Raw genomic sequence first — 25,231 nt, forward strand, 5'->3', positions numbered from 1 at the left:
ATAGTTTTTTATATGACTTTAATTCGGGTCACTATATCCTGGAGGAGGTGTACTTGCAGTTTCATCCGATCCAAATAAAAACTTTTCCATTTCTTTTTTTAAAAATTCGCGTGCTTGCGGCTCAAATGTGCTTAAACGATATTCATTGATGAGCATAGTCTGATGATTTACCCATTGTTGCCAAGCAGGCTTACTAATAGATTGATAGATACGTTGACCTAATTCTCCAGGATAGGGGAGATAATCAAGACCTTCTGCTTGTGTGTGTAGTTTAATACAATAGATAGTTCGGCTCATAGTATAGGCTTAATAGTTTTTTGACAGGGGCTGCAAGACCTCTTGAAGCTAATTGTTGCCTGTTATACCAGACTATACGGTCAGATTCCATCAATGGTGGATGCCAATCTTTAACATGAATGAGAACAGGTCGAATTTCAAGTTGAAAATGACTAAAAGTATGTTTTAAAAGGGGATATTTTTTTACAGATTTTCCTATCTCACAATAATAGTATTTCTTGCAAAAATTTTTTAAATTTTCTGTCATGGAACATTCTGGCAGGCTCCATAGACCACCCCAAATTCCCATCGGTGGTCTTTTTTCTAGCAAAATTTCTTGATGTTCATTGACCAAAATTACCATCTTGATAGTGCGACATGGGATAGTCTTACGCGGTTTGGGTGAAGGATAATTTGCAATACTATTTGTGGTATACGCTTTGCAATGGTTTTGTAAAGGACATTGAGTGCATTTAGGTTGTGAGCGCGTACAAACCAATGCACCAAGATCCATCATTGCTTGCGTATAATGACTGATATGTTTATTTTTTGGCGTATAATGTTCTGCTAAAGCCCATAACTGTTTACTGACTTTGCTTAAACCAGACCAGCCTTTGATAGCATGAAACCTGGTTAATACGCGTTTCACATTCCCATCGAGTATGCTGGCAGGTTGGCTAAATGCTAAGGCAAGTATGGCTCCGGCGGTCGATCGACCGATGCCCGGCAAATTTTGTAATAACAGTAAATCAGGTGGAAATTTTCCTGAATATTCTTTTTCAATAATTTGCGCACAGTGGTGTAAATTGCGTGCTCTTGCATAATATCCTAAGCCTGACCATAGCATAATTACTTCATCGATATCGGCTTTAGCGAGTGAAGAAAGCGTGGGAAAATGTTGAATAAAACGTTGAAAATAAGGAATAACCGTTGCAACTTGAGTCTGTTGCAGCATAATCTCCGAAAGCCAAATCATATAAGGTGATTTTGTTTGCTGCCAAGGTAGATGTTTGCGACCAGCGGAAGTAAACCAGCTTAACATTTTTTGTTGGAATAGTTTTGTGCTTAGTGTCACTGGTCGTTTACGAAAGATTAATGCTAGGTTGACTCTGCAATTAATTGTACAATTAGTGAAATAGTTTGTTTAGGTCTAATTTTTTTAGCGTATCGCCAAGTTTCCCTTTAAGTTTTTCTTTGATGATGTCAACACTTAATTGATCCAGAATAGGACTAATAGAAAGTTGTTGTAAAGGTCCTGAAATTCTAATGGGGATAGCAATACCTTCAGGGCTACCATCAGCTAATATAGGTTGGGCTTGTAATTCATAATTGATTTGTTGCAATGGTAAATTCAACACGCCTTTACCATTGACACGTAAACGACCGCTACTAATGATCAAATCAATATTATTGACTATGCCCTGACTGATAGTAAAACTACCGTTAAATCTATTGAACGGGGTATCTGGACCCGTGCTCTTAGGCGTGGCTTCGTGTTTAAGTAAGGCTTTTCCTAATGCTATCCAATAAGATAAATTAATTCCTTTTAAAGCGCCTTGATCTAAATTAAAGTGGCCTTGTCCGTTTAAATTTCTTATGAGTACCCCAGCGTTATCGCCTGTCGTCGATATATTAAGATTCAATGTTGCTAAGCCGGCTAATTGTATTTGACTTTTATTCATCAGATCTTGAAAAAGCAATGCGGTATTAATTTGATTAAATTGATTTTGCGCAGTGATCGACGGTACTTTTGGATTAAGATTAATAGAGGCGTTGCCTTGATAATTTCCTTGATAAAATTTGGCATTAATAGGGTTAAACGCAAGCAAGTTATTTTTAAATTGAAAATTAAGTTTTATTTGCTGAAAAATTAATTTACCGGTTTTAATTTGCTGGCTAGATAAAGTCCCAGCAAAGCTAGGGTTATTTAAAATATGCTGACCTGTGACATGTCCGGTGAGTTTAATTTGATTAATCTGGACAACCAATTGATCGACAATAATATCCTGTTTATTTAAATCGAGATCGATATGGCTTTTTAAGAACAGAGGAAGTTCGCCTTTAGGATAACTAGGTCCTTTTAATAGCATGTTAAGATTGAGGTTATTAAACTCAATATTTTTTTTATCTGTACTTAATGTGATCGATGAACGTAACTTAACGGCGGCATTAATAATAGGTGAGTTCGAATTTAAATTAAACTGAATATCAAAAGGCGAGCTTTTATTAATAGCCAGATTAGCGCTTTTAAGTTGGAATCCAGTTATTTCAAGATGTTTATTTTTTTGTTGATCAGCATAAATAATATGTCCGTCTCGAATGTCTAAACCTGTTACAATAAATCCTAACGGTTTTAAACTATCATTTAGATTATTTTCTGAATTGTTCGAAATTTTTTGCGAGGAAGTGAGTGGCCCTTCCCAATTGCCCTGGCCTTTAGCATTTTTTATTAGATAAAGTGTTAGACCATGAATTTGTAACTTACCAATTTCTAATTGTTTATGTAATAAAGGGAATAGACGAACTTGAATGTCCAACTTTTTAATTTGTGCGAACGGATTATTACCAAAGCCAGGACTATTAGCTAGCTTGACATCATTTAATTGTAATCCTAACCATGGGAAAATAGACCATTGAATATCTCCGCCTAATTGCAACTGACGTCCGGTAAACTTAGTGACAGCTTGACTAATCTGTGGTTTAAGATCATTAGGATTTACAAATACCACTAACCCTATTAAAGAAACCAGGCCTAATAATATGACAGCGCCAATAAAAGTGATAAAAATACGAAGTACCTTAGACATCGGTTTTTGTTTCCTCATAAAAATCTTCTAATCGGACTATTGAGTAAGCAGGTTCTTCATACGGGTGTGATTTTTTTAAAGCGGCTATGACCGGCTTGATATGTTTTTTATCACAAATCATTTCAACTAAATATTCATCTTGCGCTTCTATATTTCCTTTTTGACCTTTAAAAGGGTTAGACTGTGCTAAAGGACGAAATTGCCCTTGTCCTAATACTTGCCAAGCGCAGTGATCATAATTTCCTAATCGGCCGCCACCTTGATCAAACATCGCTAGTTTGACAGGCTCAAGATAATCATTAGGAATATAGACTGAAATTTTATACATGGACATTAGTATATAGTATTTTGGATTCAATTTGCGAGGGGGTATAAGTAGGTGTCTATGCTAAATCGGGTTAAAAATTACGTTTTCAGTCAATTATGGCAAAATTACAGTATTCACTTGAACGAGTTATCTACTATTCAAAGTTATTTCAAGAAGCATTTTCAGGAAGAATTAATTCTAGATCATTTTGCGCTTATCGATTTACCGGGTCCTTATACCGGCATGGATACACTGTCTCATTTATTTTCTTATCTCGGCTATCAGGTGCGCGGTCAAGATTATTTAGCTGAAAAACAAAATAATTTTAGATGGTTATCAGACGAAATAAGTTCTGAGACCTTAGCTATTGATGCATCACCGCAAATAGTGGTTGCAGATTTTCGCCGCGAAGCATTAGCACCGCAAATATTAACCATCATTGATCATTATGCTGGGTTTACCCAAGCTTTGGATACTGAACAGTTAAAATTTCTGCATTATCGCACTTTACAACACGATGAGGTGGCGGCTTTCGAACTGTCCAGGTACATTTTGAATTATATTCAGTCTAGAGACTGGCCATTACCTACTATAAAAGAATATGAAAGAGTAAAAAGTCACAATGAATTATTAGCTTGGGTGTTAGTCATGGGTCGTCAAGTTAATCATTTTGCTTGGAGTATACATTTATCAAAATGTTTTAATCGGTTAAAAAAATTTAATCAATTTTTGAGTTCTACTTTACATATTCCTTTGAACAAAAAAGGGGGCTTGATAAAAGGCAATGTTAATAAAGGTATAGAGCAAAGTTCAACACAGCCCGCTATTAAACCTGTAAAACTTGCTGATGGAGTGATAGATTTATCGGATCGATTTATAGAATTTGTATGGCGTTATCCAAAAAAGACGGGAGAAAACAGACGATGGCATGATTATTTTACTGGATTTGTTGCAGATAATGCTGATCGTGTGGTTGAATCGCTTTATTTGAAATAACTTTGGAAAAGAAATTGAACAAAAAAATTTATTATGTCACCAATAATGCGGGTAAATTCGAAGAGGTCAGAGATTTTTTTGACAAGGCCGCTCCTTCTTTCCATGTTGAACAATATGCTATCGATATTGATGAAATTCAGAGTTTAGATCAAAAAATAGTGGTGGCAGATAAAGTTAAAAAGGCATTTAATCTAGTCAAACAACCTTTGTTGCTTGATGACGGCGGTTTATTTTTTGCCGCATATAACCAATTTCCTGGTACTTTATCGAAATTTGTTTTTCAAGGATTAGGTTTTAAAGGTTTATTCAAATTGGTGGAAGAAGATAATCGTGCATCGTTTATTTTACAGTTAGCTTACACCGATGGATTGCATACACAATTATTTGAAGGCGTTTGTCACGGCACGATCGTCGTGCCAGACGATTTATTTTCTCATCCAAAGCTTCCATTTACAGCCATCTTCAAACCAGAAGGTTCAGATAAAACCTTAGCGCAATTGCGTTATACAGATGATTTTTTTCATTTTTCTTTTCGTCAACAAGCTTTGAAAAAATTTATTGATTGGTATCAAACTCAATAAACCCCTAAGGAAAAAATGCTGACCAAGGATCAAAAGAAAATTTTTTTTTCAGCTTGTATAGGAACTATTTTAGAATGGTATGATTTTAGTCTTTATGCCTATTTAGCAGGTGTTTTTGCACAAATTTTTTTTCATGCCATACCAAGCATTGGTTTGTTGCTGAGTTATAGTGTTTTTGCAATGGGTTATTTAGCACGTCCTTTGGGCGCAGCCCTGTTTGGTTATCTAGGAGATACACAAGGTAGAAAAAAAGCCTTAAGTTTAAGCGTTTTATTGATGGCAATAGCTACGTGTGGAATAGGTATGCTTCCAGACTATGCCGCGATCGGAATAAGCGCGGCATTTTTATTGCTTTTTTTCCGATTACTGCAAGGTATCGCAGTAGGGGGTGAAGCGTTTGGCTCTGCTTGCTTTCTAGTAGAGTCTATTCCCTCAAATAAAACCGGTTTTTATTCATCATTAATTTGGGCGAGCTCAGTGATTGGCCTGTTATTCGGATCCTTTGTCGTTTTTATTTTATTCGTATGTTTTCAAGGACCTTTACTTTATAGCTTTGCATGGCGTTTGCCTTTTTTGTTAGCTGCTATTAGCGGCTTCATCGCGTATTATATAAGAACACAAACCCCAGAGACACAAGCTTTTCAGCATTTACGCTACCAATGTTTAATAGAAAAATTTCCAATAAAAACTATTTTTTTAACGCATAAGTTTTTGATTGGCCAACTCATGGGGCTTTATTTGTTGTCAGCTTTAATAACTTATTTAGTGTTTATTTTTATGCCTATTTATTTCACGGATGTTTTGGGTCATTCGAGAATTCATGCGCATGCGCTGAATACAATAATATTGATTTTACTTATTTTGCTCGATATTTTTTTTGGTTGGCTTTCTGATAAGCTTGGGCGGAAATCTATCATGTTGGTAGGTGCCATTGGATTGATGTGTTTCAGTTATCCGCTATATATGATGATTGCGCAAGGTTCTTTTTTTGCAGTTATTATTGCGCAAATAATTTTTACATTTCTAGCCGCTAGCTTTCAAGGACCACTGTTGGCGCTTACACTCGATCGAATACCGGTCGCAATACGGTATACCTTAGGTTCGCTTAGTTATAATCTGGCGTATTCTATTTTTGGGGGCACAGCGCCGTTGGTAGCTATTTATTTAATAACAAAAACCACCAATGTTGCCATACCCGGTTTATATCTTGCTCTGAGCGCTGTTGTAGCCGTTATTATTTTAATTGTTTCTAAAAAAATGACCGTACCGAGTTATTTGACTTTGTTCAAACAGGATTAACTTGATTTTTAGTTAAGTTCATTTTAATGAGTTCAATTATTTTTTTGACGTTTTCTTTATGGTTACTGGCAAATGTATTTAATTCTTGCCAAGAACGTAACCAGGTTAATTGGCGTTTTGCGAGTTGTCGTGTTGCAATAAGGGTCAGATCTTGCATCTCAGTATAGGAAATACTATTAAGTAAATAATTCCAAATTTGCCGGTAACCAACTGTGCGTACAGCGGGTAAATTAGCGTGTAGATCGCCACGTTTAAATAGTTTCTCAACTTCTTCTATAAAACCTAAATCTAACATAGCTTGGAAACGGGCAGTGATCGCTTCATGTAACAAAGTTCTATCATCAGGAATTAATGCAATATTAATAAAAAAATAGGGTGATGAGCGAGTAAGCGTGCGTTGTAATTCAGTTAATGTTTTTCCAGAGACCAGAGCAACTTCTAAAGCGCGTAAGATTCGTTGTGGATCATTAGGATGAATGCGTTGGGCGGCGATCGGATCAACTATTGATAAACGTTCATGAAGTTTCTTTAACCCGAAATCTTTTAGCTCTTTTTTTAGTTGTTCACGAACAAGTTGATTAGCGGGTGGCAAAGTAGCAATGCCTTGTTGCAAGACATGAAAGTAAAGCATCGTTCCACCTACCAATAATGGAATACGACCCTTATTAATAATTTCTTCAATTGCATTGATAGCATCTGTTCTGAATTCTGCTGCGGAATAAATTTCACTAGGATCATGTGTATCTATCAATCGATGAGGTGCTTGATTTAAGATAAGTCTAGAAGGTTTGGCAGTGCCAATATCCATACCACGATAAATCAATGCTGAATCGACACTAACGATTTCAAACTCTAAATAAGTAAGTAAATCGATGGCTAGATTAGTTTTTCCTGATGCCGTTGGACCCATCAGGCAGATAACAGGTTTAACGTCCACGTAGAAAAAACCGATCAATATCTGATAAAGACCATTGTTTCCAGGTTGGTCGACCGTGATTGCATTGATTACTACGCGAAGTTCGTTCCATGTCCCGGAGTAATTGGTTCATTTCAATCAATGTCATGTTGCGGTGAGCACGTACAGCACTATGACAAGCGATGCTAGAAAGTAATTCATTAATTTTTTCAGGTATACGTTGGCTGTTAGCGTGTTGAATTAAATCACTTAAAACATCATGCACCAGTTGCTGTACATTGTCTTTCGCTAGGAGTTCTGGTATTTGGCGAATAATCATGGTTTCGGGACCCAGATTCTCAAACTCAAAGCCAAACTGTGTAAATAGGCTACTATATTCTTCTAAAAGCAAGACCTGCTGTTGAGATAATGTTAAACAGATAGGAATTAATAATAGTTGCGTTTTTATGGCACTATTTTGTATGTCATGTTTTAAGCGTTCATAAAGGATGCGCTCATGTGCTGCATGAATATCAACTAGAATTAAACCTTGAGTATTTTCAGCCAAGATATAAATGCCATGCAATTGTGCTAAGGCAAAACCTAAAGGTGGATCACAGTGTAAAGTTTCTGTGGGTTTTGTGGTTTGAAGAGTTAATTTTTTTTCTGCTAAAACTTCTTCGCCTTTCAATGAAACACAGAGCGCATGATCAGTTTTAGTAGGATAGCTCATAGAATCTGCAGCAACGTGTAAAGGAAAGTTAGTTTGTTGAGGATGTGTTATCTTAGAAGAGATATCGGAGATTTTTTCGTTTAATTCAACCGATAATTCAATTGTGTTCGGTATTGATTTATTGGTTTGTGATCTAGGAGATGTGTTGGCTAAAGCTTTTTGTAAACTTTGTTTAATAAAGTCATAGACTAAGCGACCCTCGCGAAAGCGAACTTCATATTTAGCAGGATGAGCATTCACATCAACTGAATGGGGATCGAGTTCGATAAACAACGCAAAAGCGGGGTGACGACCATTATAAAGAACGTCTTGGTAAGCTTGCCTAACCGCATGATTGATTAATTTGTCTTTTACTATACGTCGATTAACATAAAAATACTGTAAATCGTTTTGGCTACGTGAAAAAGTGGGTAATGAAATCCAGCCCCATAAGCGCAAATCGATGCTTTGCATATCAATGTAGATAGCGTTTTCTATAAAGGAGCGGCTACCCAATGTTGCAACACGTTCCTGTTTTGCAGCTTCGTCGCAGGCAGGATGCAATTGATAAATGCCTCGTTTATTATGCTGCAAACTAAAACCTACAGAAAAATGACTGAGACTTAAGCGTTTTATCAAAGTTTCTATATGCGCAAATTCGGTTTGTTCCGACTTCAAAAATTTGCGTCTAGCTGGAGTGTTGAAGAAAAGGTCTTGAATTTCTACGGTTGTTCCCCGCGCATGCGCAACAGGAATGGGGATTAACGGATGTTCCTGGTGATAATCACAGGTGATTTTCCAGCCTTGTTGCCTGGTCTCTGTCGAGGAGCTTAAATTGAGCCTAGCGATAGAGCTGATGCTGGCTAAGGCTTCGCCGCGGAATCCTAATGTAGTAATTCGTTCTAAGTCATTTAGCGTATGAATTTTGCTGGTTGCATGTCGATCTAAGGCCAAAATTAAATCATCTTTATGGATACCGTGGCCATTGTCGCGGACACGGATACGCTGAATACCCCCTTTGTCAATATCGATATCAACTTGCTGACTACCCGCATCCAGACTATTTTCGACCAATTCTTTTACGATAGACGCAGGCCGTTCAATGACTTCACCTGCAGCAATCTGATTGGCCAAATGTGAGCTTAAACGTTGGATACGATCTGACATAGTTATTTCTACAGGGAAAGACAGGGATTTTAACAAATTTTCACCATTAGCTGAATATTCGATTTTTGATATTTAAGCCATCTGTCGCCGGATTTAAATTTTTCTTAACCTGTGCATCTTTTTTTAAGGGAGAATGGTTAAACAAATCAGTAATAAATTCCTGATATTCATCGTCATTTGCTGCACAGAAATGTTTTTTCAATCCGTGTAGAAGATTTAATAGGGTTTGCGCACAAGGTCGTTCTTCTACCGGTGTTAACATAGCTAAAGATAAATGATTTAAAATTTCCGATTGCGTTAGAGTGTCCTCCTTATCTTTAATTTCCTGAAGAATTTTTAAACTCTCCTGAGCGTTTCTGGCCATTGATGATGAGGAATATTTCTCTCCCCATTTTTTTAAATCGATAAAACAACTGATGTCATCTTTCAGAACACAATAATTATTTTTATTTAATTCTTTTTGGAAAAAATTCGCACCGACTTTTTTTTGATTCAAGGTGAAATCATTAAAGAAAATAGGAAATTTATTATTTAATAGTCGATAAAGTGTAATTCCCAATGACCAAATATCCGATTTATCTACGTTTAAAATTGGTATTTTGGTAAAATCCATATTAGCAAACAATTCAGGGGCCACATAGCGTAGACTACCAAACTGATGCGCAGGCTCGTCTGCAAGATAAGCACAATCAAAATCGGCCAAAATTAGATTGCCTAATTCGTCTATCAGAATATTGCTTGATTTAATATCACCATGAACGATTCCTTTAAATTCCTGATTTTCAAAAATAAATGTTTCTGTATGCAGGTGATACAATGCTTCTAACAGCAAAAATAGTTGTTTCATTAACCATAAACTTGCTATGTTTTTTTTTTCAAACTGTTCAAATAAAAAAGAATGGTGTAAATCTAAATCCCCCCCTGACATGAATGGCAAGAGTAAGGAGGACTCGTTACTAACATTAGGAATTGGTTGTAGGATAGCTTTTTTTTTAGATTGTTTATTAGAAGCAATAAGCTTATAAATTTTTATTTCAGATAGAATTGTTTTTTTTTCCTTTTTTTGGACAAAAGCAATATTCGTCGGATCATTAGGTAGACATAACTTTCCATGTTTAATAGGCACAAATTTTTCAGACCCCAAGCGCGTTACACCAAGTTCCTTGACAGAGTCCGGATAAACAGGAAGATTTAACGATAGTTTATGTTTATTGCGGTACATCGTTTTATAACCCTTTTTTATTATACAAATGTTAGTACATATTTTTTATTTTAAATTTTAATCTTAATTAATTTCAAAATTAAGATTTAATTTCCAATACAGGAGTTTTGTTGAAAATAAAAAAACGTTGTATAGTAAATGAAAGGATAAATAAAGCAATTTCAGCAATAATTTTACTGCTATAAACATTTATTCCAAAATCGTGGATAAATTTAATGAGGCTGTAAGCAATAAGTCCCAAAAAAGTGGCTAAGGCAGTATATTTCAACGCCGCGGGTAACCAACGATTTTTACTTTTAAAGGCGAGGTGCTGATTTAATTTAAAATTGAAAGTGGCCGATAAAATACGTCCTAATAACACAGCAAGAAATATATTTTTTTTAAGCCAATAAGTTAAAAAAAATAAGGCGAAATCGATCGCAGCTGAAATTAAGGAAATAGCGGCAAAGCGGATAAAAACAAAATAAATTTTGATGGAGTCGATTAAAGGATTAAAATGTGAGGAACGATTATCATCTAAATAGACTGTTTTTATAGGAATTTCTTGAATATTGACTTGATGTTCCTCAGCAATCAATAACATTTCTAGCTCAAATTCATAGCCGCGTGCATTCGAATTTAACAAAGGTAATAGCAGGGTGCGTGGAATGACACGTAAACCCGTTTGTGTGTCTTCTAAGATGGTTTTACTAAATAGACGCAAAATATATTTTGTTAGTTTATTGCCGAATCGACTACGCCATGGAATGGGCGTATTATTAAATGTACGTTTTCCTAAATAGAGATGTGAGGGTTTTTGCATAAAAACTGCTGAGAGGTGTAGGATATCTTGGGGAAGATGTTGACCGTCAGCATCCGCAGTGACGATTCCTAATTCTTTAGGGTGGCTAGTGGCTAGCCAATGTTTAAATCCCGTTTTGAGCGCCTGACCTTTACCTTTATTTTTTGTATGACGGAGAAGCTCAATATCAAAAGCTTGAATTTTTGAAAAAATATTTTGTTTATTAAGGTCAGAGCCATCGTCTACAACAATAATTCGTTGTTTAGATTGGCTTTCACGTAAAGATTTTATTAACGCTACCAGATTATCGTTAGGCTGGTAAGCAGGAATAAGAATAGTTGGATGCAAATCCTTTATCATAGCTTGAGTATAAGTAAAAGACATAGAGGAGACTAGTCCTTAATAAGATTCACTTTAAAGAACGGTTGCAAAGATTGGATATAAAGTCAATGATTCCTTTGTTAAAAAAGCTTATTTAAAGATGGATTGAATAAGGCTAAGGTTTGTGTGCCTTGAAAAGTTTCGGCATGGAATAATATCTGTCTGTTCATTTCCATTAAATTGATATGACAAATAATATCGGGTTTGGGTAAAAATTCTAAAGCACGTTCAGGCCATTCTATTAGCCAAATAGCAGGTTGGTCAAATTCATCACAAAGCCCCATTTCAAATATTTCGTTGGGGGATTGTAAACGATATAGGTCAAGATGATAAATAGAATAAGGGGCTATCTCATAGGTTTCAATTAAGGTGTAAGTGGGACTTTTTACTAAGCCTGAATAGCCTAATTTTTTTACTAGCGCACGAACAAAGAATGTTTTTCCTGCGCCTAACTCACCCTTTAAAAAAATGATCAATCGTTTGTTCTTAGGGCAGCACTCAGCTAATTTTTTGGCTAATTGCTCCATTTCTTTTTCAGTTTTTAGTAAAATGACTGACATAGAAGCGTGAAATATTTAGTTTAATCATTTAGTTTTTTGTATTTCATTTTTTTCTTAGCTTGAGTTTCGTCAATGCCTAAGCGTTTTAAACGATCAAATTCATAATCGGTAAAATTACCTGTAAAACAATCAATCCGATTGTCTTGGAAAGCGATGATATGCGTTGCCATTCGATCTAAAAACCAGCGATCATGAGAAATCACCATTGCGCAACCGGGAAAACTTAACAATGCTTCTTCTAATGCACGTAAAGTTTCTACATCCAAATCATTGGTGGGTTCATCAAGGAGTAAAACGTTGCCACCAGCACGTAATAATTTGGCTAAGTGGACGCGATTACGTTCGCCGCCCGATAAGTTTTTTATTAGTTTTTGTTGATCAGACCCTTTAAAATTGAAGCGACCTACATAGGATCGTGAAGGCATTTGGAATTGATTAATCGTCATAATATCCAATCCTTCGGAGATTTCTTGCCACACAGTATGATCCGGATTCAGTGAATCACGACTTTGATCAATATAAGCTAGTTGTACGGAAGCACCTTGATGTATTTTTCCGCTATCGGGTTGTTCTTGTTGCATAATCAATTTAAACAAAGTGGATTTCCCAGCACCATTCGGACCAATAATTCCTATGATGGCACCTTTTGGCACTGTAAAACTAAAATTATTGATTAATATGCGTCCATTGAAGCCTTTTGTCAGTTGATCAAATTCCAACACCGAATCCCCCAGACGTATTCCCGGTGGGATATAGAGTTCCTGTGTTTCGGCTCGCTTTTGAAAGTCTTGAGAACTTAATTCTTCAAAACGTGCTAAACGCGCTTTACTTTTTGCTTGCCGACCTTTTGGGTTAGTTCGTACCCATTCTAATTCAGCTTTTAAGCTTTTTTCATGAGCGGCTTGTTGTCTTCCTTCTTGAGCAAGACGCTTTTGTTTTTGTTCTAGCCAAGAGGAATAATTGCCTTCATAGGGGATTCCATGCCCGCGATCGAGTTCCAAAATCCAACCGGCGACATTATCTAAGAAGTAACGGTCATGGGTTACTGCAATGACAGTGCCTGAATAATCATGTAAATAGCGTTCTAACCAGGCTACGCTTTCCGCATCCAAATGGTTAGTGGGTTCATCGAGCAACAACATATCAGAGTTGGATAATAACAAGCGACATAATGCGACACGACGTCGTTCACCACCCGAAAGTTGTGTAATTTGTGCGTCCCATGGAGGTAAACAGAGCGCATCTGCTGCTATATTTAATTTACGTTCTAATTCCCAGCCTCCTTGGGCATCGATTTGTGTTTGTAGCTCGCCTTGTTCTTCGAAGAGCTGATTCATGGCCGATTCACTCATAGGTTCGGCAAATTTCATGCTAATTTCGTTAAATCGATCTAATAGCTTTTTAGTATCTGCAATGGCGTCTTCCACGTTACCACGCACATCTTTAAGTGGGTCTAATTGAGGTTCTTGAGGAAGATAGCCAATTTTGATTCCTGGTAATGCACGTGCTTCACCGACAAAATCCTGATCTTCTCCTGCTAAAATACGCAGTAAAGTCGATTTGCCTGAGCCATTTAGCCCTAAGACCCCAATTTTCGCTCCAGGATAAAAAGATAGCCAAATATCTTTAAGGATCTCTTTCTTAGGGGCAACGATTTTACTCACTGCTTGCATGGTATAGATATATTGTTGGGACATAACCTAAAATCAATAAATTGTTAGAAAGAAGGAATACTAGCAATAATAGTCTGAACTAGCTAGATTTTTTATACTCTAGCTGTTCTAAATTCGACTATTTTTAGATTGTTATTTAGGGGTCATAGGGTCTCCATAGAGGTTTCTGATCTTTAGTATGCTGATCAATTTGAGTGGTTATTAATTGAGTTAAACAGTGACAAATTGCAGAATATTGGTTATTTGATGGTATATAATCAGTTTTAAGCATTAATAGGTGTTCTTTAAGCCTAGTTAAAAAAATTTCCTTAGTGAGTGCGATAGATTGGGGTTTAAAAAAATATAATTTACGGATACCGCTATGGCTAAATTTTATTTGTTTCACCCCAGGTGCTGAATATAAACTTGTTAAATCATATAATTTACTTAAAAAATCTTGATATCTAAGATCTGAAGGTTGAACAGGAATATTATTTTTTTCTAAGCAATTTTGTTTTTGCTGATCTGGATGGGCGGCGATATAAAATGCTAAAATAGCGCTTAGTAATTTTTCAAACAATTGATGTCCTGGTTCAAGCAATGGGTGGCTTAGCTGATAAGCAATAGTTTGTATTGTGCCTTCAGTTAAAGCAGCTTGCATAGATTTCACTGTAATAGATTGCAATTCATTAAGAAAAATTTTTCTTGAATCATTATCGGAGAGTGCTATTTTTCGCTTGAAGTAATATGCTTTTATTTCGGATAAAAATAGCAGTTTAACCCCATCTACAGCTTGAAATTTTTCTTGCAGGATTTCTGGTTTCGATCGTTCCTCCGAGGAAAAAAAATCTCTATAAACGCAGTTAATCCTAAATTCATTGGCTATTATTTGTTGTTTATTTTCAAGAGAAGCACTTTCAGGTGATTTAGAAAGATATAAAACTATTTCGGCTAACCTTAACTGTGTCAATCTATCAATATCGGAATGTGGGTGTATAAACCTAGCCATATTATTTATAAATAAAGGATAAAAATAATTGTCAGGTAAAAATACGGCTATTTCCAAGCTTTCTTCTATTTCTTTAAATATATTTTTTTCTAAGTTTAATAATTCTTCATTAGATATTGTAAGTAAGCTTAAAGCATTTGTTATTGATTTTGATGTATTAGGTTTAGAGATTTTTGTTTTAAGCTTTTCATTTATCTCTAATGGCGGATAGCTACGTTTATTAGAGGTTACGACAGGTTTGTTTGATACCAAATTCGGAATTTTATCAATATTTTTTGCGATTAACGAATCCTTATCGCTAAGAGTTACGCGCGAAATTTGTATCTCTGCATTTTGAAGCTTTATTCTTTCCAAGGGAACTATCGAGGAGTTTAACTGTAACTCCTTTAAAGTTTCTTTAGCTTCAGCTATTTTAATATCCGTTTCAATCTTTGCTTGCGGCATATTATTTTGCTTATAAAGAGCAGACGATTTTTCCAAGTAATTAATCGCTTTTCCTACTAACACTGGTGAGGTTGTAGTGTCTAAAATATGACAGGCAAAATTATAATAATAAGCAACCTGACGATTTTTTTTATCTTTTTCCCAACTATTTGTGGCTGTCTTTAATTGTAAGGCAAAAGTTTTACTTTTCCGCAAAGAAACTTTTTTTTGGAATGCTGTGTTTTCTCTATTAAGTTGATCAAGTTGATTTTTTAATAATCCAAGTTCAGAGTCATTGTTCTGAATGATCAATTCAGCAGTAGGTGATAATTCAAAGGAATTCATTTTGCATTGGATGACTCCTAAACGAGCGGCGAGCCCAATGAGTTTTATTTGATTACTAGAATGAGCGGTGTCTAATGCTAATTGTACGATGCGCTCATACTCAAACGCAATTTTGCATATTCAGGTGAGTTAGTGTTTAATTTTAATAATTTATTAAAGGAGTTATTAACCGAATTTAATTGATTAGGCAATGTAAACATTTTTATTAACTCCTTTTAATATTGTTAGATTTTTACGTATGCTACCATACGTAATAAATTGAAAACTAGCTTTTGATTAGGGAAAGAAAAGAAAGTAATATAAGAATTTTCAATAAATAACAAATTTTTGACTTTAAAAATGAGGGATTAAATCATCATGTCTTATTCACTGCAAGAAACACTTAGCGACTTTGATCCTGATTTATGGTCCGCGATGAGCAACGAGGCTCAGCGTCAAGAAGATCATTTAGAATTAATTGCTTCAGAAAACTATACCAGTCCGTTGGTATTGCAAGCACAGAGTTCTGTTTTAACCAATAAATATGCCGAAGGTTACCCCAGTAAACGTTATTATGGCGGCTGTGAATATGTTGACATCGTAGAACAATTAGCAATTGATAGAGCAAAGGAATTATTTCAAGCAGATTACGCGAATGTACAAACGCATTCAGGTTCCCAGGCGAATGCGGCGGCTTATATGGCCTTGATTCAACCTGGGGATACTCTGTTAGGCATGAGTTTAGCGCATGGTGGTCACTTAACGCATGGAGCAAAAGTTAGTTTTTCTGGGAAAATGTATCATGCCTATGCGTATGGTGTCACACCCGATACACAATTAATTGATTATGCAGAAGTAGAATTCCTGGCAAAAAAACATAAGCCTAAATTAATTATTGCGGGTTTTTCAGCTTATTCAAGAGTGGTGGACTGGCAACGATTTAGAGATATTGCGGATGAAGTGGGTGCCTATTTTTTGGTGGATATGGCGCATATAGCAGGGTTAGTGGCAGCGGGTTTGTATCCTTCACCGGTTCCTATTGCGGATGTGGTGACAACGACTACACATAAAACTTTACGCGGGCCTAGAGGAGGCTTAATTTTAGCGCGCTCAAATCCTGAAATCGAAAAAAAATTAAATTCTGCGGTATTTCCAGGGCAGCAAGGCGGACCTTTAATGCATGTTATTGCGGGTAAAGCAGTCGCTTTAAAAGAAGCTTTAGCACCTAGTTTTAAAGTCTATCAGCAACAAGTAATAACTAATGCAAAAGCTATGGTTCAGGTGATGTTGCAAAGAGGCTATAAAATCGTCTCTGGCGGGACCGATAATCATCTTTTCTTAATCGACATGATTGAAAAAGGTATCACAGGGAAAGAAGCTGAGGAGATATTGGAAAAGGCATATATCACTTTGAATAAGAATATGCTTCCGAATGATCCACGCTCACCTTTTGTAACTAGCGGTTTACGGATAGGCACCCCTGCTATAACCACTCGAGGTTTAAAAGAAAAAGAGGTGAGGGACGTGGCTAATTGGATTTGCGATGTCCTTGATAATCTAAAAGACCCTCAATGCATAGATAAAGTCAGGAAACAAGTCATGGCACTATGCCAGCAATTTCCAGTATACTCCCCCTAAGTTCAGAAATGTTCTTCTAGAGATACAATGATGTATTGTCCTTTTTGTAATGAAGCGGATACCAAAGTGATCGATTCTCGTCTAAGTAGCGATGGTCAACAGGTACGGCGTCGGCGTGAATGTTTACAATGTAATGAACGTTTTAGCAGTTTTGAATCAGCTGAGCTAGGATTACCACGCGTGGTCAAACGTGATAATACGCGGAGTGCCTTTGATCAGGAAAAACTAAGAGCGGGCATGCTTAAAGCCCTAGAAAAAAGACCTGTTTCCAGCGAGCAGGTTGAGGCAATTATTGTGCGCTTAATAAAAAAATTACGCGCATTAGGCGAACGTGAAATTTCTTCAAGACAAATTGGTGAATGGGTGATGGAAGAACTGTGTGATTTAGATCCCGTTGCGTACGTACGATTTGCATCGGTATATCGAAGTTTTCAGGATATACAAGCATTTAATCAGGCGATTGAACAATTAAAACAAGATATTTCTGCAAATAAAAAACAAACTCATGACACTGAAATCGAAAAAAAATAATTTTAAAGCAAAGCAACGCGCACGTCGTTTTGCTATGCAAGCCATTTATCAATGGCATTTAACGCAAGAAAAATTTTCTGCTATTCAAGCTAAATTTTTGGCTCAAGAGGAAATGGTGAGTGTGGATACTGCTTATTTCCTTTTGCTAGTTCAAGGAGTCTTAAAGGATCAAGAATCATTAGATAATCTTTTACAACAATTTTTAGACCGTCCACTTAAAGAATTAGGATTGGTAGAGTTGGCTATTTTGAGATTGGGTGCTTATGAATTGCTTGACTGCCCAGAAGTCCCTTATAAAGTTGTATTAAACGAATCTATCGAATTAGCTAAGATGTTTGGCGCTATGGATAGTTATAAATATATTAATGGTATTTTAAACCTACTAGCAAAAAAAAATCGTTCTTTGGAATATACTCACAGCAAAGGGATTTTGGGCAAGACATCACAAGAATAAAGCGATCAAAATGTGATGTATATGGATTGCGAGTTAAGCGTCAACATAAAAATTCAAGTGCAAAAAGTATATAAGGATCAATAATTTTCTAATCTTTTATGTCATTAAATGAATTTGATTTAATTCAACGTTTTTTTAATTCACCAACAAAGCAGCGCAAAGATGTTATTTTAGGCATAGGCGACGATGCCGCTATTTTGCAAGTGCCATTCGATCAACAATTGGTAGTGAGTACCGACACTTTAGTATCAGGTCGACATTTTCCTGAAAATACTTCACCTGCGGATATTGGATATAAATCATTAGCAGTTAATTTAAGTGATCTTTCTGCAATGGGTGCTGAGCCTGCATGGGCATTACTGGCACTGACATTACCTAACACCAATGAAATCTGGCTCAAAAAATTTACCGAAGGTTTTTTTCCTTTACTGCAAGATTTTCAATTGCAACTGGTGGGAGGAGATATAACACAAGGACCTTTAACAATTACGTTTCAGGCATTAGGGTTTGTTCCAGCGGGTAAAGCGTTAGGTCGTGTCGGTGCAAAAGTAGGTGATCGCATTTATGTGACAGGGACTTTAGGTGATGCAGGCTTGGCTCTCGAATCAATCCATAAAAAAAATTGTTTTGGATTATCACCCTCTCAGATTTTTTTTGTCATGCAACGTTTAAATCGACCCGTTCCCCGCGTCGAGGTAGGTCTTGCATTACGTGATATTGCAAGTAGTGCTATTGATGTTTCAGATGGACTAGCCGCTGATTTGGGTCATATTTTATCGACGAATCAAGTGGGTGCGTTGCTTCAATTAGAAAAGCTTCCTTTATCAGAGAGTCTGCAAGCTTTGCCATCTGCAAAGGCATGGCAATTGGCTTTAAATTCTGGAGATGATTATGAGCTATGTTTTACTGTGCCTGAGTCGCATGAAAGAGCATTGCAATTACATTTACTAGCATTGAATACGCCCTATACCTGTATAGGAAGTATTAAAAAAGAACCAGGTTTAATTTTGCTAGATAAAAAAGGATCAGTTTTCAATATAGATAAATTAGGATATCAGCACTTTATTTGAAAGTATTAGATAACGTATGTTCGCGTCTTAGCTTCTAGTCAGTATATAATCATTTTTTTCTATAGAATGTTATGAGATAAATTATGCAAAAGGATCTAGTCCGTAAGGTGTTTAGCCATCCTATTTACTTAATCGCTTTTGGTTTTGGCGCTGGATTATCTCCTTTTGCGCCAGGGACTTGTGGAACATTAGTTGCCATTCCATTGTATTATTTAATACAGTCTTTTTCTTTAGTTAACTACGGACTGATTTTGTTATTCGCGACGCTGATCGGTGTTTGGATTTGTGATGTAACGGAGCGAGGAATTGGCGTTCACGACTATTCAGGAATAGTTTGGGATGAAATATGTGGATTTGGGTTGACTATGTTTGCCGCTCCAAAAGGTTGGTTATGGATAGCGATTGGTTTTGTTTTATTTCGTTTGTTCGATATTGTGAAACCTTGGCCTATCGCTTGGATAGATCGAAAAATGCCGGGTGGATTAGGTGTCATGGTAGATGATTTAATGGCGGGTGTGTATGCCTGGATAATTTTACACCTAATATACTCGTTGCACTTAAATTTTTGAGTTGCCGCTCCATCTCGAACTAAACTTTGTCAATCCCGCCAGTTATCTTTTCCGGTTTGTGTTTATTAAAAAAGCTTTGCACTTATGAGCCCAATGCCATACTCACAGTCTGTTTAGGATTTTTTTCTTTTGTATTATGTTCCTTATAGAAATTGGCTGAGGATGAGGTTAGCCCCGTTATACAACTTTTATGTGGAGTTCGAATATTTGAAATTTGAATGCTTGATTGTTCATTTTCAGTTTTTTTATTTCTTACAAGAAATACACCATCTTGATAAACATTGATTGTTTTGCCCTCGGATGCTGAATTGCAATTAAAATTTAAAACAAGATTTCTAAAGTCTAATTCTTTTTCTGGAAAAAGTACTTCTTCTTGTTTAATTTTTCCGTTTTTTTCTACACTTTGGGTAAATATTTTGTTTCCCAACCATAAAGCTTTTTGCTTTTCAGCCTTCTCTAATTCTCTATTGAATGTTGCTTTTTTATGATCATAGATTCTACTCAAAGTTTGTTTTCTTTCATCTTTATTTAAATGGCTATATGTGGAATTATGTTTACTAAACTCACCATATTCTCCTTTTCTACTGGCGGTTAAATTATCTATCGCTGTTTTGTAATTCTCTATCTTTTTATTTAGATACTTATTTCCAAATTCATAATATTTATTGATCAATTTTTCACCAGTCAATTTACAAGGTACTGGTTTTTTTAATTTTTCATCATGGTTCTTAAAAGCAGCTTCACAACTACGCTGCATCTCTTCGTGGGTAGAAGATCCATCTATTGAATATGATTTTCTAAATTGTTCTTCGAGCTTATGAACTGCTAACAAAGCAGCATCTTTTATTTTGCTTGAGGTTTGATAATTAAGTTTAAATATTTCATTTTCCGGCAGCGAACTTGATTCTTCCAAACTGGCCTGCATAATTGTTTGAAGAGACGTGGGCTGGATCGTGTCTATGTTTATTAGATTTTTTTTCTTTTCTGGGATGAGTTCTTGCATAAGTGAAACAAATGTTGATTTTTTTTGATCTTCTTCAATAGGATTTATATTTATTGTAGGTTCATTAGAAGGTTGATGTGAGTTCAACTCAAGAGAGTGATCGGGAACTTCTGGAAGAGTAGGTAATTTTCCTTCAGAGTGGTTTTCGAAATTTTGCGTCGATAACGATATTAATTCATTCCGAAGTTGAGTCACATCTCTAGGCGATACAGAATGTAGTAAGCTTAATTCATAGTTTATCCCTTCTAGACGGGCCATAAAGAGATTTTTAGAAGCTTTATAATCTTCATCGCTTGAGAGATCATTATCTAGGGCTTGGCAAATCTCTAATGAAGTTCGCTTAAGAATCATATCCCCTGTTACTCGTAGTCTATAAGAATCTAATAAGTTGTTGTCTTTTAATCGTGATAGAACTAAGTAATTAAATTCAGACTCAGTGATCTTGTTACGATCTTTTTCATAGCCAAGAATGCCGAGTTGAAATTTTACAACTTCATCACCAACAGCTTTAATAATGCAAGTGTTGCTTAAAGCTTCTTCAATTTCCTTAAATCTATTTTTTTCATTTGCAGTTAAAGGTTTATGAGTAGCTAGTAATGACTCAGCGTATTTTAATTTTTCTTTAGGAGTATGTTGGTAAATAACGCTTAATTTATTAGCGGCTTCCTGAATGTCATTAAGTAATTGTTGAGCATATTTTATTGAATTTATCTTTTCTTGTTGAGAGCTAATTTCTTCTAAATCAACATTCGCTTTAGTTAATTTTTTCTGATCCATGGCCATTTTCTCTTGTAAGCTTGCTTGGTCATGACTTGCAGCAAAATTAATTTTTAGTGGTTCGCGAATTTTATTGTTTGAATTAGGCATAAGAAGTCTCCTACTAATGTGAAAAGCATTTATTGCTTAGTATTATTTTTTTAGCCATGTCAGTTTTATTTTTTTCTGTTTTGTTTTTGTCTATAGTATTTGAGTATGAAAAACTCAGTACAGATGTTGTCCCTTGACCTTTGTCTAATAATTCACCACCTCCACTGATGTATTTTTGGGCGTTGTTAACGTCAAGCTTAAGAGTCTTTTTTCTTACTCGACTGCATCTGATCCATAATGTCTCCTAAAAATTAAAAAGTAAACGTAGATAGTTATGAAAAGTTAGTTATTTAAATTCTTATTTATTTATTTATTTTATCTGACAATTCTTAAGTTTTTAATTAAAAAATTTTTTTAATACGTATCTAATGCATGTTCAAAATTTCTAATTATGATTATAAAATTTTGAAAAAAGGAGTTATTTATGTTTTTCAATATAAAGATTAATTTGGTTTTTAGATAAAAAAATTTAATTATATAAATGAAATTAATGAATTTGAAAATATTGAAGATGAACATTTTGTTTAGTGCAGAATCAAAAAGCTTTGAATGGGTTTTATCTAAAAAAGACTATGCCGTTTTGTTGGAAAGTAAAATCATTATCGGTGGTAAGGATGATTACTCAATAAACTCCAAGCGCGATACAGTTGTTCTGCCACGATAATTCGAACCAGTGCGTGGGGAAGCGTTAATGGTGAAAGTGACCAAATACGTTCAGCAATTTTTGTACAGGCGGCACCTAAACCGTCAGGACCGCCAATTAATAAACTGACATCTTGCCTCTCTAGCTGCCATCGTTGTAAAGATTGCGCAAGTTGTTGCGTATTCCACATTTGTCCTTGTACATCTAAAGCAATGATGCGGGATCGCTTTGGAATGGCGGCTAAAATTTTTTTTTCTTCTTCGGCAATATGTTTAGAAATTTCAGAATTTTTATTACGCTTACTAAGTGGGATGGTAATTAAATTAAGTTTGCATTCTGAAGGTAAGCGTTTTTGATAATCTTGAAAGGCAGTTTCAGCCCACTGGCTGCAACGGGATCCTACAGCAATTAAATTAATGATCATTTTTTCTTAGGGTTGGCTCCATAATTTTTCAAGATTATAAAATTCCCGCTCTTGAGGCAACATGATGTGGATAATTGCATCAACTAAATCGATTAATATCCATTCGCCTTCTTTCTCACCTTCAATACCATAGATAGTCATGCCTTTGGCTTTGGCAGCTGAGACTAAATATTGTGCCAGAGTTTTAACATGTCGATTAGAATTTCCTGTGCAAATAATCATTAGATCGGTAATGTCGGTGATTTTACTAACGTCCAAGGCAGTAATGTTTTTTGCTTTGTGATCTTCCAATAAGCTTATTAGGTCAGTTTGTAGATCTTTATTTAAATTAGCTTGTGTCATAAATATAACTTTTGTTCCAAAATGTAATCAAGGACGGTAGGGGGTAATGCTTCAATAGGCGAATTCCCGCTCGCAATAGTTTTGCGTATGAAAGTCGCCGAGATGGGTAAAGCTTCTACATGAGTCATGAATAAAAATCCAGCAGCTTGTTGTGATAACAAGGAAGGGTCCTTAGTTTGATGTCTTTCAACAAAAGCATGGATTTCCTTAGAGTAAGCTTGCGTATGACTAGGTCTAGGTACAATAAGTAAATGTGCGAAATTGATTAGAGACGTCCATTGATGCCAGTGATCTAAGCAAGCTAAATTATCATATCCTAAAATAAGTCCCAAAGGTGTATTACCCAATTCAAGACGTAAAGAAGCTAAGGTGTCTATCATATACGAAGGAGTGGCTCTACATAATTCTCGCATGTCAATGGAAAAATAAGGGTAGGGCTGTAAAGCTAGTTGCAGCATAGTAAGCCGCTGTTGTGCAGTGGCCACTACTTTTTTGTTACTAACAGGATTCTTACAAGGGATGAAACGGACTTCACTTAAATGGAGTTGTTGATATAAATCGAGCGCAATATGTAAATGCCCATAATGTATGGGATCAAAACTACCCCCAAGTATCCCTATCATAATGTTCTTCGCACTTGAATTTTTGACTGTGTTGCCGCGCAACTCGCAATCCTCATGGTTTTATATACCCTAGTTTGTTGCATGGACGCGGCACTGGTCAAAAACCCAATTGCAATGAGTCGAGTTGGGCTCCGCGATTTCGAGGCTAAGCGTCTGTAAAGCATTCCAAACATGACCGGTACCTATCCCTTTTATAAGCTGGTCAATGCGGCTTGCAAGACTTAGTAATCGATACCAATGCATAAGCGTATGACGTTTTAAGGCTTGTTGAAGTAATAGTTTACGCTTTTCCCATACATGGTGTTCTTTAAAAAGCGTTGTTAAATTTTGGCCTTGATTAAGTTTGAATGCAAAAGAAGCTAATAATCGGCATTCGCGACTGAGTGCCCATAAAATTAATAGGGGTTCTACATTTTCTTCTTTTAGACGCGCTAAGATGCGCAAACAACGTTCAGAGTTTCCTGCTAATGCAGCATCGATCAGTTTGAAAGGATCAAATCGGGTGTTGTCGCTGAGTGCCTGCGTCAACATGTCAATCGTAACGACGTTATTTTTTGCGTCAAGGTATAAGCTGAGTTTCTCTATGGTTTGCACAGTCGCTAATAAATTTCCTTCGGTGGCAAAAATAAGGCATTCAATAGCTGCTTTTTCTACTTTTAAACCCATGGAGTGAAAACGTTCGGTTACCCATCTAAATAATTGTGGGGGTTGTAAAGGCCATATCGGAATGACTAAACCTACTTTATCAATACTTTTAAACCAAGCAGCTTGCTGTAAGCGACTGTCCAGTTTCCCCGCTATTATAAGCAAAAGTTTATTGCGGGGTGGGTTTTTAGCATACAGTGCCAGCGTTTGTGTTATGGTTTCAGATAAACCTTGCGATAGATGTAATTCTAGCAGTTGTTTGTCTGCAAATAATCCATAATTATTCATACAGCCAATCAGCGAGGAAGCATTAAAATGTGTGTCGCTATAAAATACTTGTCGATCGGTAAAACCTGCTTTTTTTGCCGCTAGGCGAATGGCATTACAGGCTGCTTGAATTAATACTATTTCTTCACCGGATATCAAATAAATTGGCGCTAAAGCAGGATTATCTAATTGTTGAGGTAATTGTTCATAACGACATTGCATAATATATAGATTATTGCTGAGGACAAGTGCTGCAGCGAAGTTGCTGGCGTAACTCTGCAGAATTTAAGCGAATTAAAAGTTGTTGAATAACATCCTGTTGCATATTTTCTTGTAAATCAGTTTCTGTATTGAGATCACCAGCGAGTTGATTGGATGTAATCGAAAAAGTTCGTGTGGCTTGGATTTGCTGTGGTGCTAATAAAACACGACCTTTACAATCTATGAGCTGAAATAAAATACTGTAAACAAGTAAATAGGTGGTTGTTTGTCCGGCATTTCCTAGGCTGGTAGCCGTACGAGTAAAGTTTTGTGTAAGAATTTGTAATCGTGAAGATGCCGGAGTCGCAAGTAAGGTATGAACTCCCGCTGTTGCTAACGCGTTTTGTAATTCTTTGGTGAAATTACTATAAGGCTGATTAGATTCCAAAGAAAGTGAATGAAAAGGTAGTGAAAATTCACAGTGACCTCTTAATTGAAAGCCACAAGCAGTTAATATGAAGCTAAAAAAGAGAATAAATAATAAGGGGTAACGAGCTGTCAT

The 25,231-nt window shown here is 36.0% G+C and carries 25 protein-coding genes; 8 read left to right on the forward strand and 17 right to left on the reverse strand.

Annotated features, from left to right (window positions below; translation table 11 throughout):
- Positions 1 to 18: 18 nt before the first annotated feature.
- The 4 genes from AACL18_RS01655 to AACL18_RS01670 all read right to left on the reverse strand — a co-directional run bounded on the left by AACL18_RS01655 (position 19) and on the right by AACL18_RS01670 (position 3,411).
- The gene (locus tag AACL18_RS01655; protein ID WP_339050948.1) at positions 19 to 297 is read right to left on the reverse strand and encodes an oxidative damage protection protein; all 279 of its coding nucleotides are present in this window, start codon (positions 295 to 297) and stop codon (positions 19 to 21) included.
- Complete coding sequence (mutY, locus tag AACL18_RS01660; protein ID WP_339050949.1) at positions 272 to 1,318, reverse strand: A/G-specific adenine glycosylase; 1,047 nt, start codon at positions 1,316 to 1,318, stop codon at positions 272 to 274. Before mutY ends, AACL18_RS01655 begins: the two co-directional genes overlap by 26 nt.
- Before the next feature lie 85 nt (positions 1,319 to 1,403).
- A complete protein-coding gene (locus tag AACL18_RS01665) occupies positions 1,404 to 3,083 on the reverse strand; it encodes an AsmA family protein (RefSeq protein WP_339050951.1) in 1,680 nt (559 codons plus the stop codon).
- Positions 3,076 to 3,411, reverse strand: a complete 336-nt coding sequence (locus AACL18_RS01670) for an NGG1p interacting factor NIF3 (RefSeq protein ID WP_339050952.1) — start codon at positions 3,409 to 3,411, stop codon at positions 3,076 to 3,078. The genes AACL18_RS01665 and AACL18_RS01670 overlap by 8 nt, the downstream gene beginning before the upstream one ends.
- A 57-nt stretch (positions 3,412 to 3,468) precedes the next feature.
- On the opposite strand from AACL18_RS01670, the gene AACL18_RS01675 reads away from it, so the two are divergent.
- From AACL18_RS01675 to AACL18_RS01685, 3 genes are read left to right on the forward strand one after another with little or no spacing between them, the layout of a single operon-like run.
- Complete coding sequence (locus tag AACL18_RS01675; RefSeq protein ID WP_339050954.1) at positions 3,469 to 4,386, forward strand: DUF1338 domain-containing protein; 918 nt, start codon at positions 3,469 to 3,471, stop codon at positions 4,384 to 4,386.
- Between the two features lie 14 nt (positions 4,387 to 4,400).
- On the forward strand, positions 4,401 to 4,967 hold the full coding sequence (locus AACL18_RS01680) for a non-canonical purine NTP pyrophosphatase (protein ID WP_339050956.1): 567 nt from the start codon (positions 4,401 to 4,403) through the stop codon (positions 4,965 to 4,967).
- A gap of 15 nt (positions 4,968 to 4,982) precedes the next feature.
- A complete protein-coding gene (locus AACL18_RS01685) occupies positions 4,983 to 6,266 on the forward strand; it encodes an MFS transporter (RefSeq protein WP_339050958.1) in 1,284 nt (427 codons plus the stop codon).
- Here AACL18_RS01685 and miaA read toward each other — a convergent pair.
- The 7 genes from miaA to AACL18_RS01720 form a co-directional block, all read right to left on the reverse strand.
- Positions 6,253 to 7,176, reverse strand: a complete 924-nt coding sequence (gene miaA, locus AACL18_RS01690) for a tRNA (adenosine(37)-N6)-dimethylallyltransferase MiaA (protein ID WP_422395899.1) — start codon at positions 7,174 to 7,176, stop codon at positions 6,253 to 6,255. The two genes, AACL18_RS01685 and miaA, sit on opposite strands and share 14 nt — an antisense overlap.
- Positions 7,177 to 7,192: 16 nt before the next feature.
- Positions 7,193 to 9,040, reverse strand: coding sequence for a DNA mismatch repair endonuclease MutL (gene mutL, locus AACL18_RS01695; RefSeq protein WP_339050962.1), 1,848 nt, complete (start codon positions 9,038 to 9,040; stop codon positions 7,193 to 7,195).
- A gap of 46 nt (positions 9,041 to 9,086) precedes the next feature.
- Positions 9,087 to 10,262, reverse strand: a complete 1,176-nt coding sequence (locus AACL18_RS01700; RefSeq protein ID WP_339050964.1) for a protein kinase domain-containing protein — start codon at positions 10,260 to 10,262, stop codon at positions 9,087 to 9,089.
- Between the two features lie 79 nt (positions 10,263 to 10,341).
- Entirely contained in the window at positions 10,342 to 11,427 is a 1,086-nt protein-coding gene (locus tag AACL18_RS01705; RefSeq protein ID WP_339050966.1) for a bifunctional glycosyltransferase family 2/GtrA family protein, read from the reverse strand.
- A gap of 77 nt (positions 11,428 to 11,504) precedes the next feature.
- Complete coding sequence (gene tsaE, locus AACL18_RS01710; protein ID WP_339050968.1) at positions 11,505 to 11,984, reverse strand: tRNA (adenosine(37)-N6)-threonylcarbamoyltransferase complex ATPase subunit type 1 TsaE; 480 nt, start codon at positions 11,982 to 11,984, stop codon at positions 11,505 to 11,507.
- A gap of 20 nt (positions 11,985 to 12,004) precedes the next feature.
- Positions 12,005 to 13,681: an energy-dependent translational throttle protein EttA gene (gene ettA, locus AACL18_RS01715; RefSeq protein ID WP_339050970.1), complete on the reverse strand. Its 1,677-nt coding sequence runs from the start codon at positions 13,679 to 13,681 to the stop codon at positions 12,005 to 12,007.
- A 112-nt stretch (positions 13,682 to 13,793) separates the two neighbouring features.
- Positions 13,794 to 15,413 carry a hypothetical protein gene (locus AACL18_RS01720; protein WP_339050972.1) on the reverse strand — a complete coding sequence of 540 codons (1,620 nt, stop codon included), beginning with the start codon at positions 15,411 to 15,413 and terminating at the stop codon, positions 13,794 to 13,796.
- Between the two features lie 357 nt (positions 15,414 to 15,770).
- Here AACL18_RS01720 and glyA point away from each other — a divergent pair, with 357 nt between their 5' ends.
- From glyA to AACL18_RS01745, 5 genes are all read left to right on the forward strand, one after another.
- Complete coding sequence (gene glyA / locus AACL18_RS01725; protein WP_339050974.1) at positions 15,771 to 17,030, forward strand: serine hydroxymethyltransferase; 1,260 nt, start codon at positions 15,771 to 15,773, stop codon at positions 17,028 to 17,030.
- Between the two features lie 30 nt (positions 17,031 to 17,060).
- Entirely contained in the window at positions 17,061 to 17,561 is a 501-nt protein-coding gene (nrdR, locus tag AACL18_RS01730) for a transcriptional regulator NrdR (protein ID WP_339051578.1), read from the forward strand.
- On the forward strand, positions 17,536 to 18,015 hold the full coding sequence (gene nusB, locus AACL18_RS01735; RefSeq protein WP_339050975.1) for a transcription antitermination factor NusB: 480 nt from the start codon (positions 17,536 to 17,538) through the stop codon (positions 18,013 to 18,015). The genes nrdR and nusB overlap by 26 nt, the downstream gene beginning before the upstream one ends.
- Positions 18,016 to 18,113: 98 nt before the next feature.
- Positions 18,114 to 19,085, forward strand: coding sequence for a thiamine-phosphate kinase (gene thiL, locus AACL18_RS01740; RefSeq protein WP_339050977.1), 972 nt, complete (start codon positions 18,114 to 18,116; stop codon positions 19,083 to 19,085).
- A gap of 80 nt (positions 19,086 to 19,165) precedes the next feature.
- A complete protein-coding gene (locus tag AACL18_RS01745; RefSeq protein WP_339051580.1) occupies positions 19,166 to 19,654 on the forward strand; it encodes a phosphatidylglycerophosphatase A in 489 nt (162 codons plus the stop codon).
- A gap of 82 nt (positions 19,655 to 19,736) precedes the next feature.
- On the opposite strand, the gene AACL18_RS01750 is transcribed toward AACL18_RS01745, so the two are convergent.
- The 6 genes from AACL18_RS01750 to lptE form a co-directional block, all read right to left on the reverse strand.
- Positions 19,737 to 21,524 (reverse strand): hypothetical protein, encoded by a 1,788-nt coding sequence (locus tag AACL18_RS01750; protein WP_339050978.1) that lies wholly within the window; start codon positions 21,522 to 21,524, stop codon positions 19,737 to 19,739.
- 599 nt (positions 21,525 to 22,123) lie between these two features.
- Positions 22,124 to 22,591, reverse strand: a complete 468-nt coding sequence (gene rlmH / locus AACL18_RS01755) for a 23S rRNA (pseudouridine(1915)-N(3))-methyltransferase RlmH (RefSeq protein WP_339050979.1) — start codon at positions 22,589 to 22,591, stop codon at positions 22,124 to 22,126.
- 6 nt (positions 22,592 to 22,597) lie between these two features.
- Positions 22,598 to 22,933 (reverse strand): ribosome silencing factor, encoded by a 336-nt coding sequence (gene rsfS / locus AACL18_RS01760; protein ID WP_339050981.1) that lies wholly within the window; start codon positions 22,931 to 22,933, stop codon positions 22,598 to 22,600.
- The gene (gene nadD / locus AACL18_RS01765) at positions 22,930 to 23,556 is read right to left on the reverse strand and encodes a nicotinate-nucleotide adenylyltransferase (protein ID WP_339050983.1); all 627 of its coding nucleotides are present in this window, start codon (positions 23,554 to 23,556) and stop codon (positions 22,930 to 22,932) included. Before nadD ends, rsfS begins: the two co-directional genes overlap by 4 nt.
- 69 nt (positions 23,557 to 23,625) lie before the next feature.
- Positions 23,626 to 24,690 (reverse strand): DNA polymerase III subunit delta, encoded by a 1,065-nt coding sequence (gene holA, locus AACL18_RS01770; protein ID WP_339050985.1) that lies wholly within the window; start codon positions 24,688 to 24,690, stop codon positions 23,626 to 23,628.
- A 10-nt stretch (positions 24,691 to 24,700) separates the two neighbouring features.
- On the reverse strand, positions 24,701 to 25,231 hold the full coding sequence (gene lptE / locus AACL18_RS01775) for an LPS assembly lipoprotein LptE (RefSeq protein WP_339050987.1): 531 nt from the start codon (positions 25,229 to 25,231) through the stop codon (positions 24,701 to 24,703).

The organism is Rickettsiella endosymbiont of Xylota segnis (assembly GCF_964019545.1).
Classification (GTDB): domain Bacteria; phylum Pseudomonadota; class Gammaproteobacteria; order Diplorickettsiales; family Diplorickettsiaceae; genus Aquirickettsiella.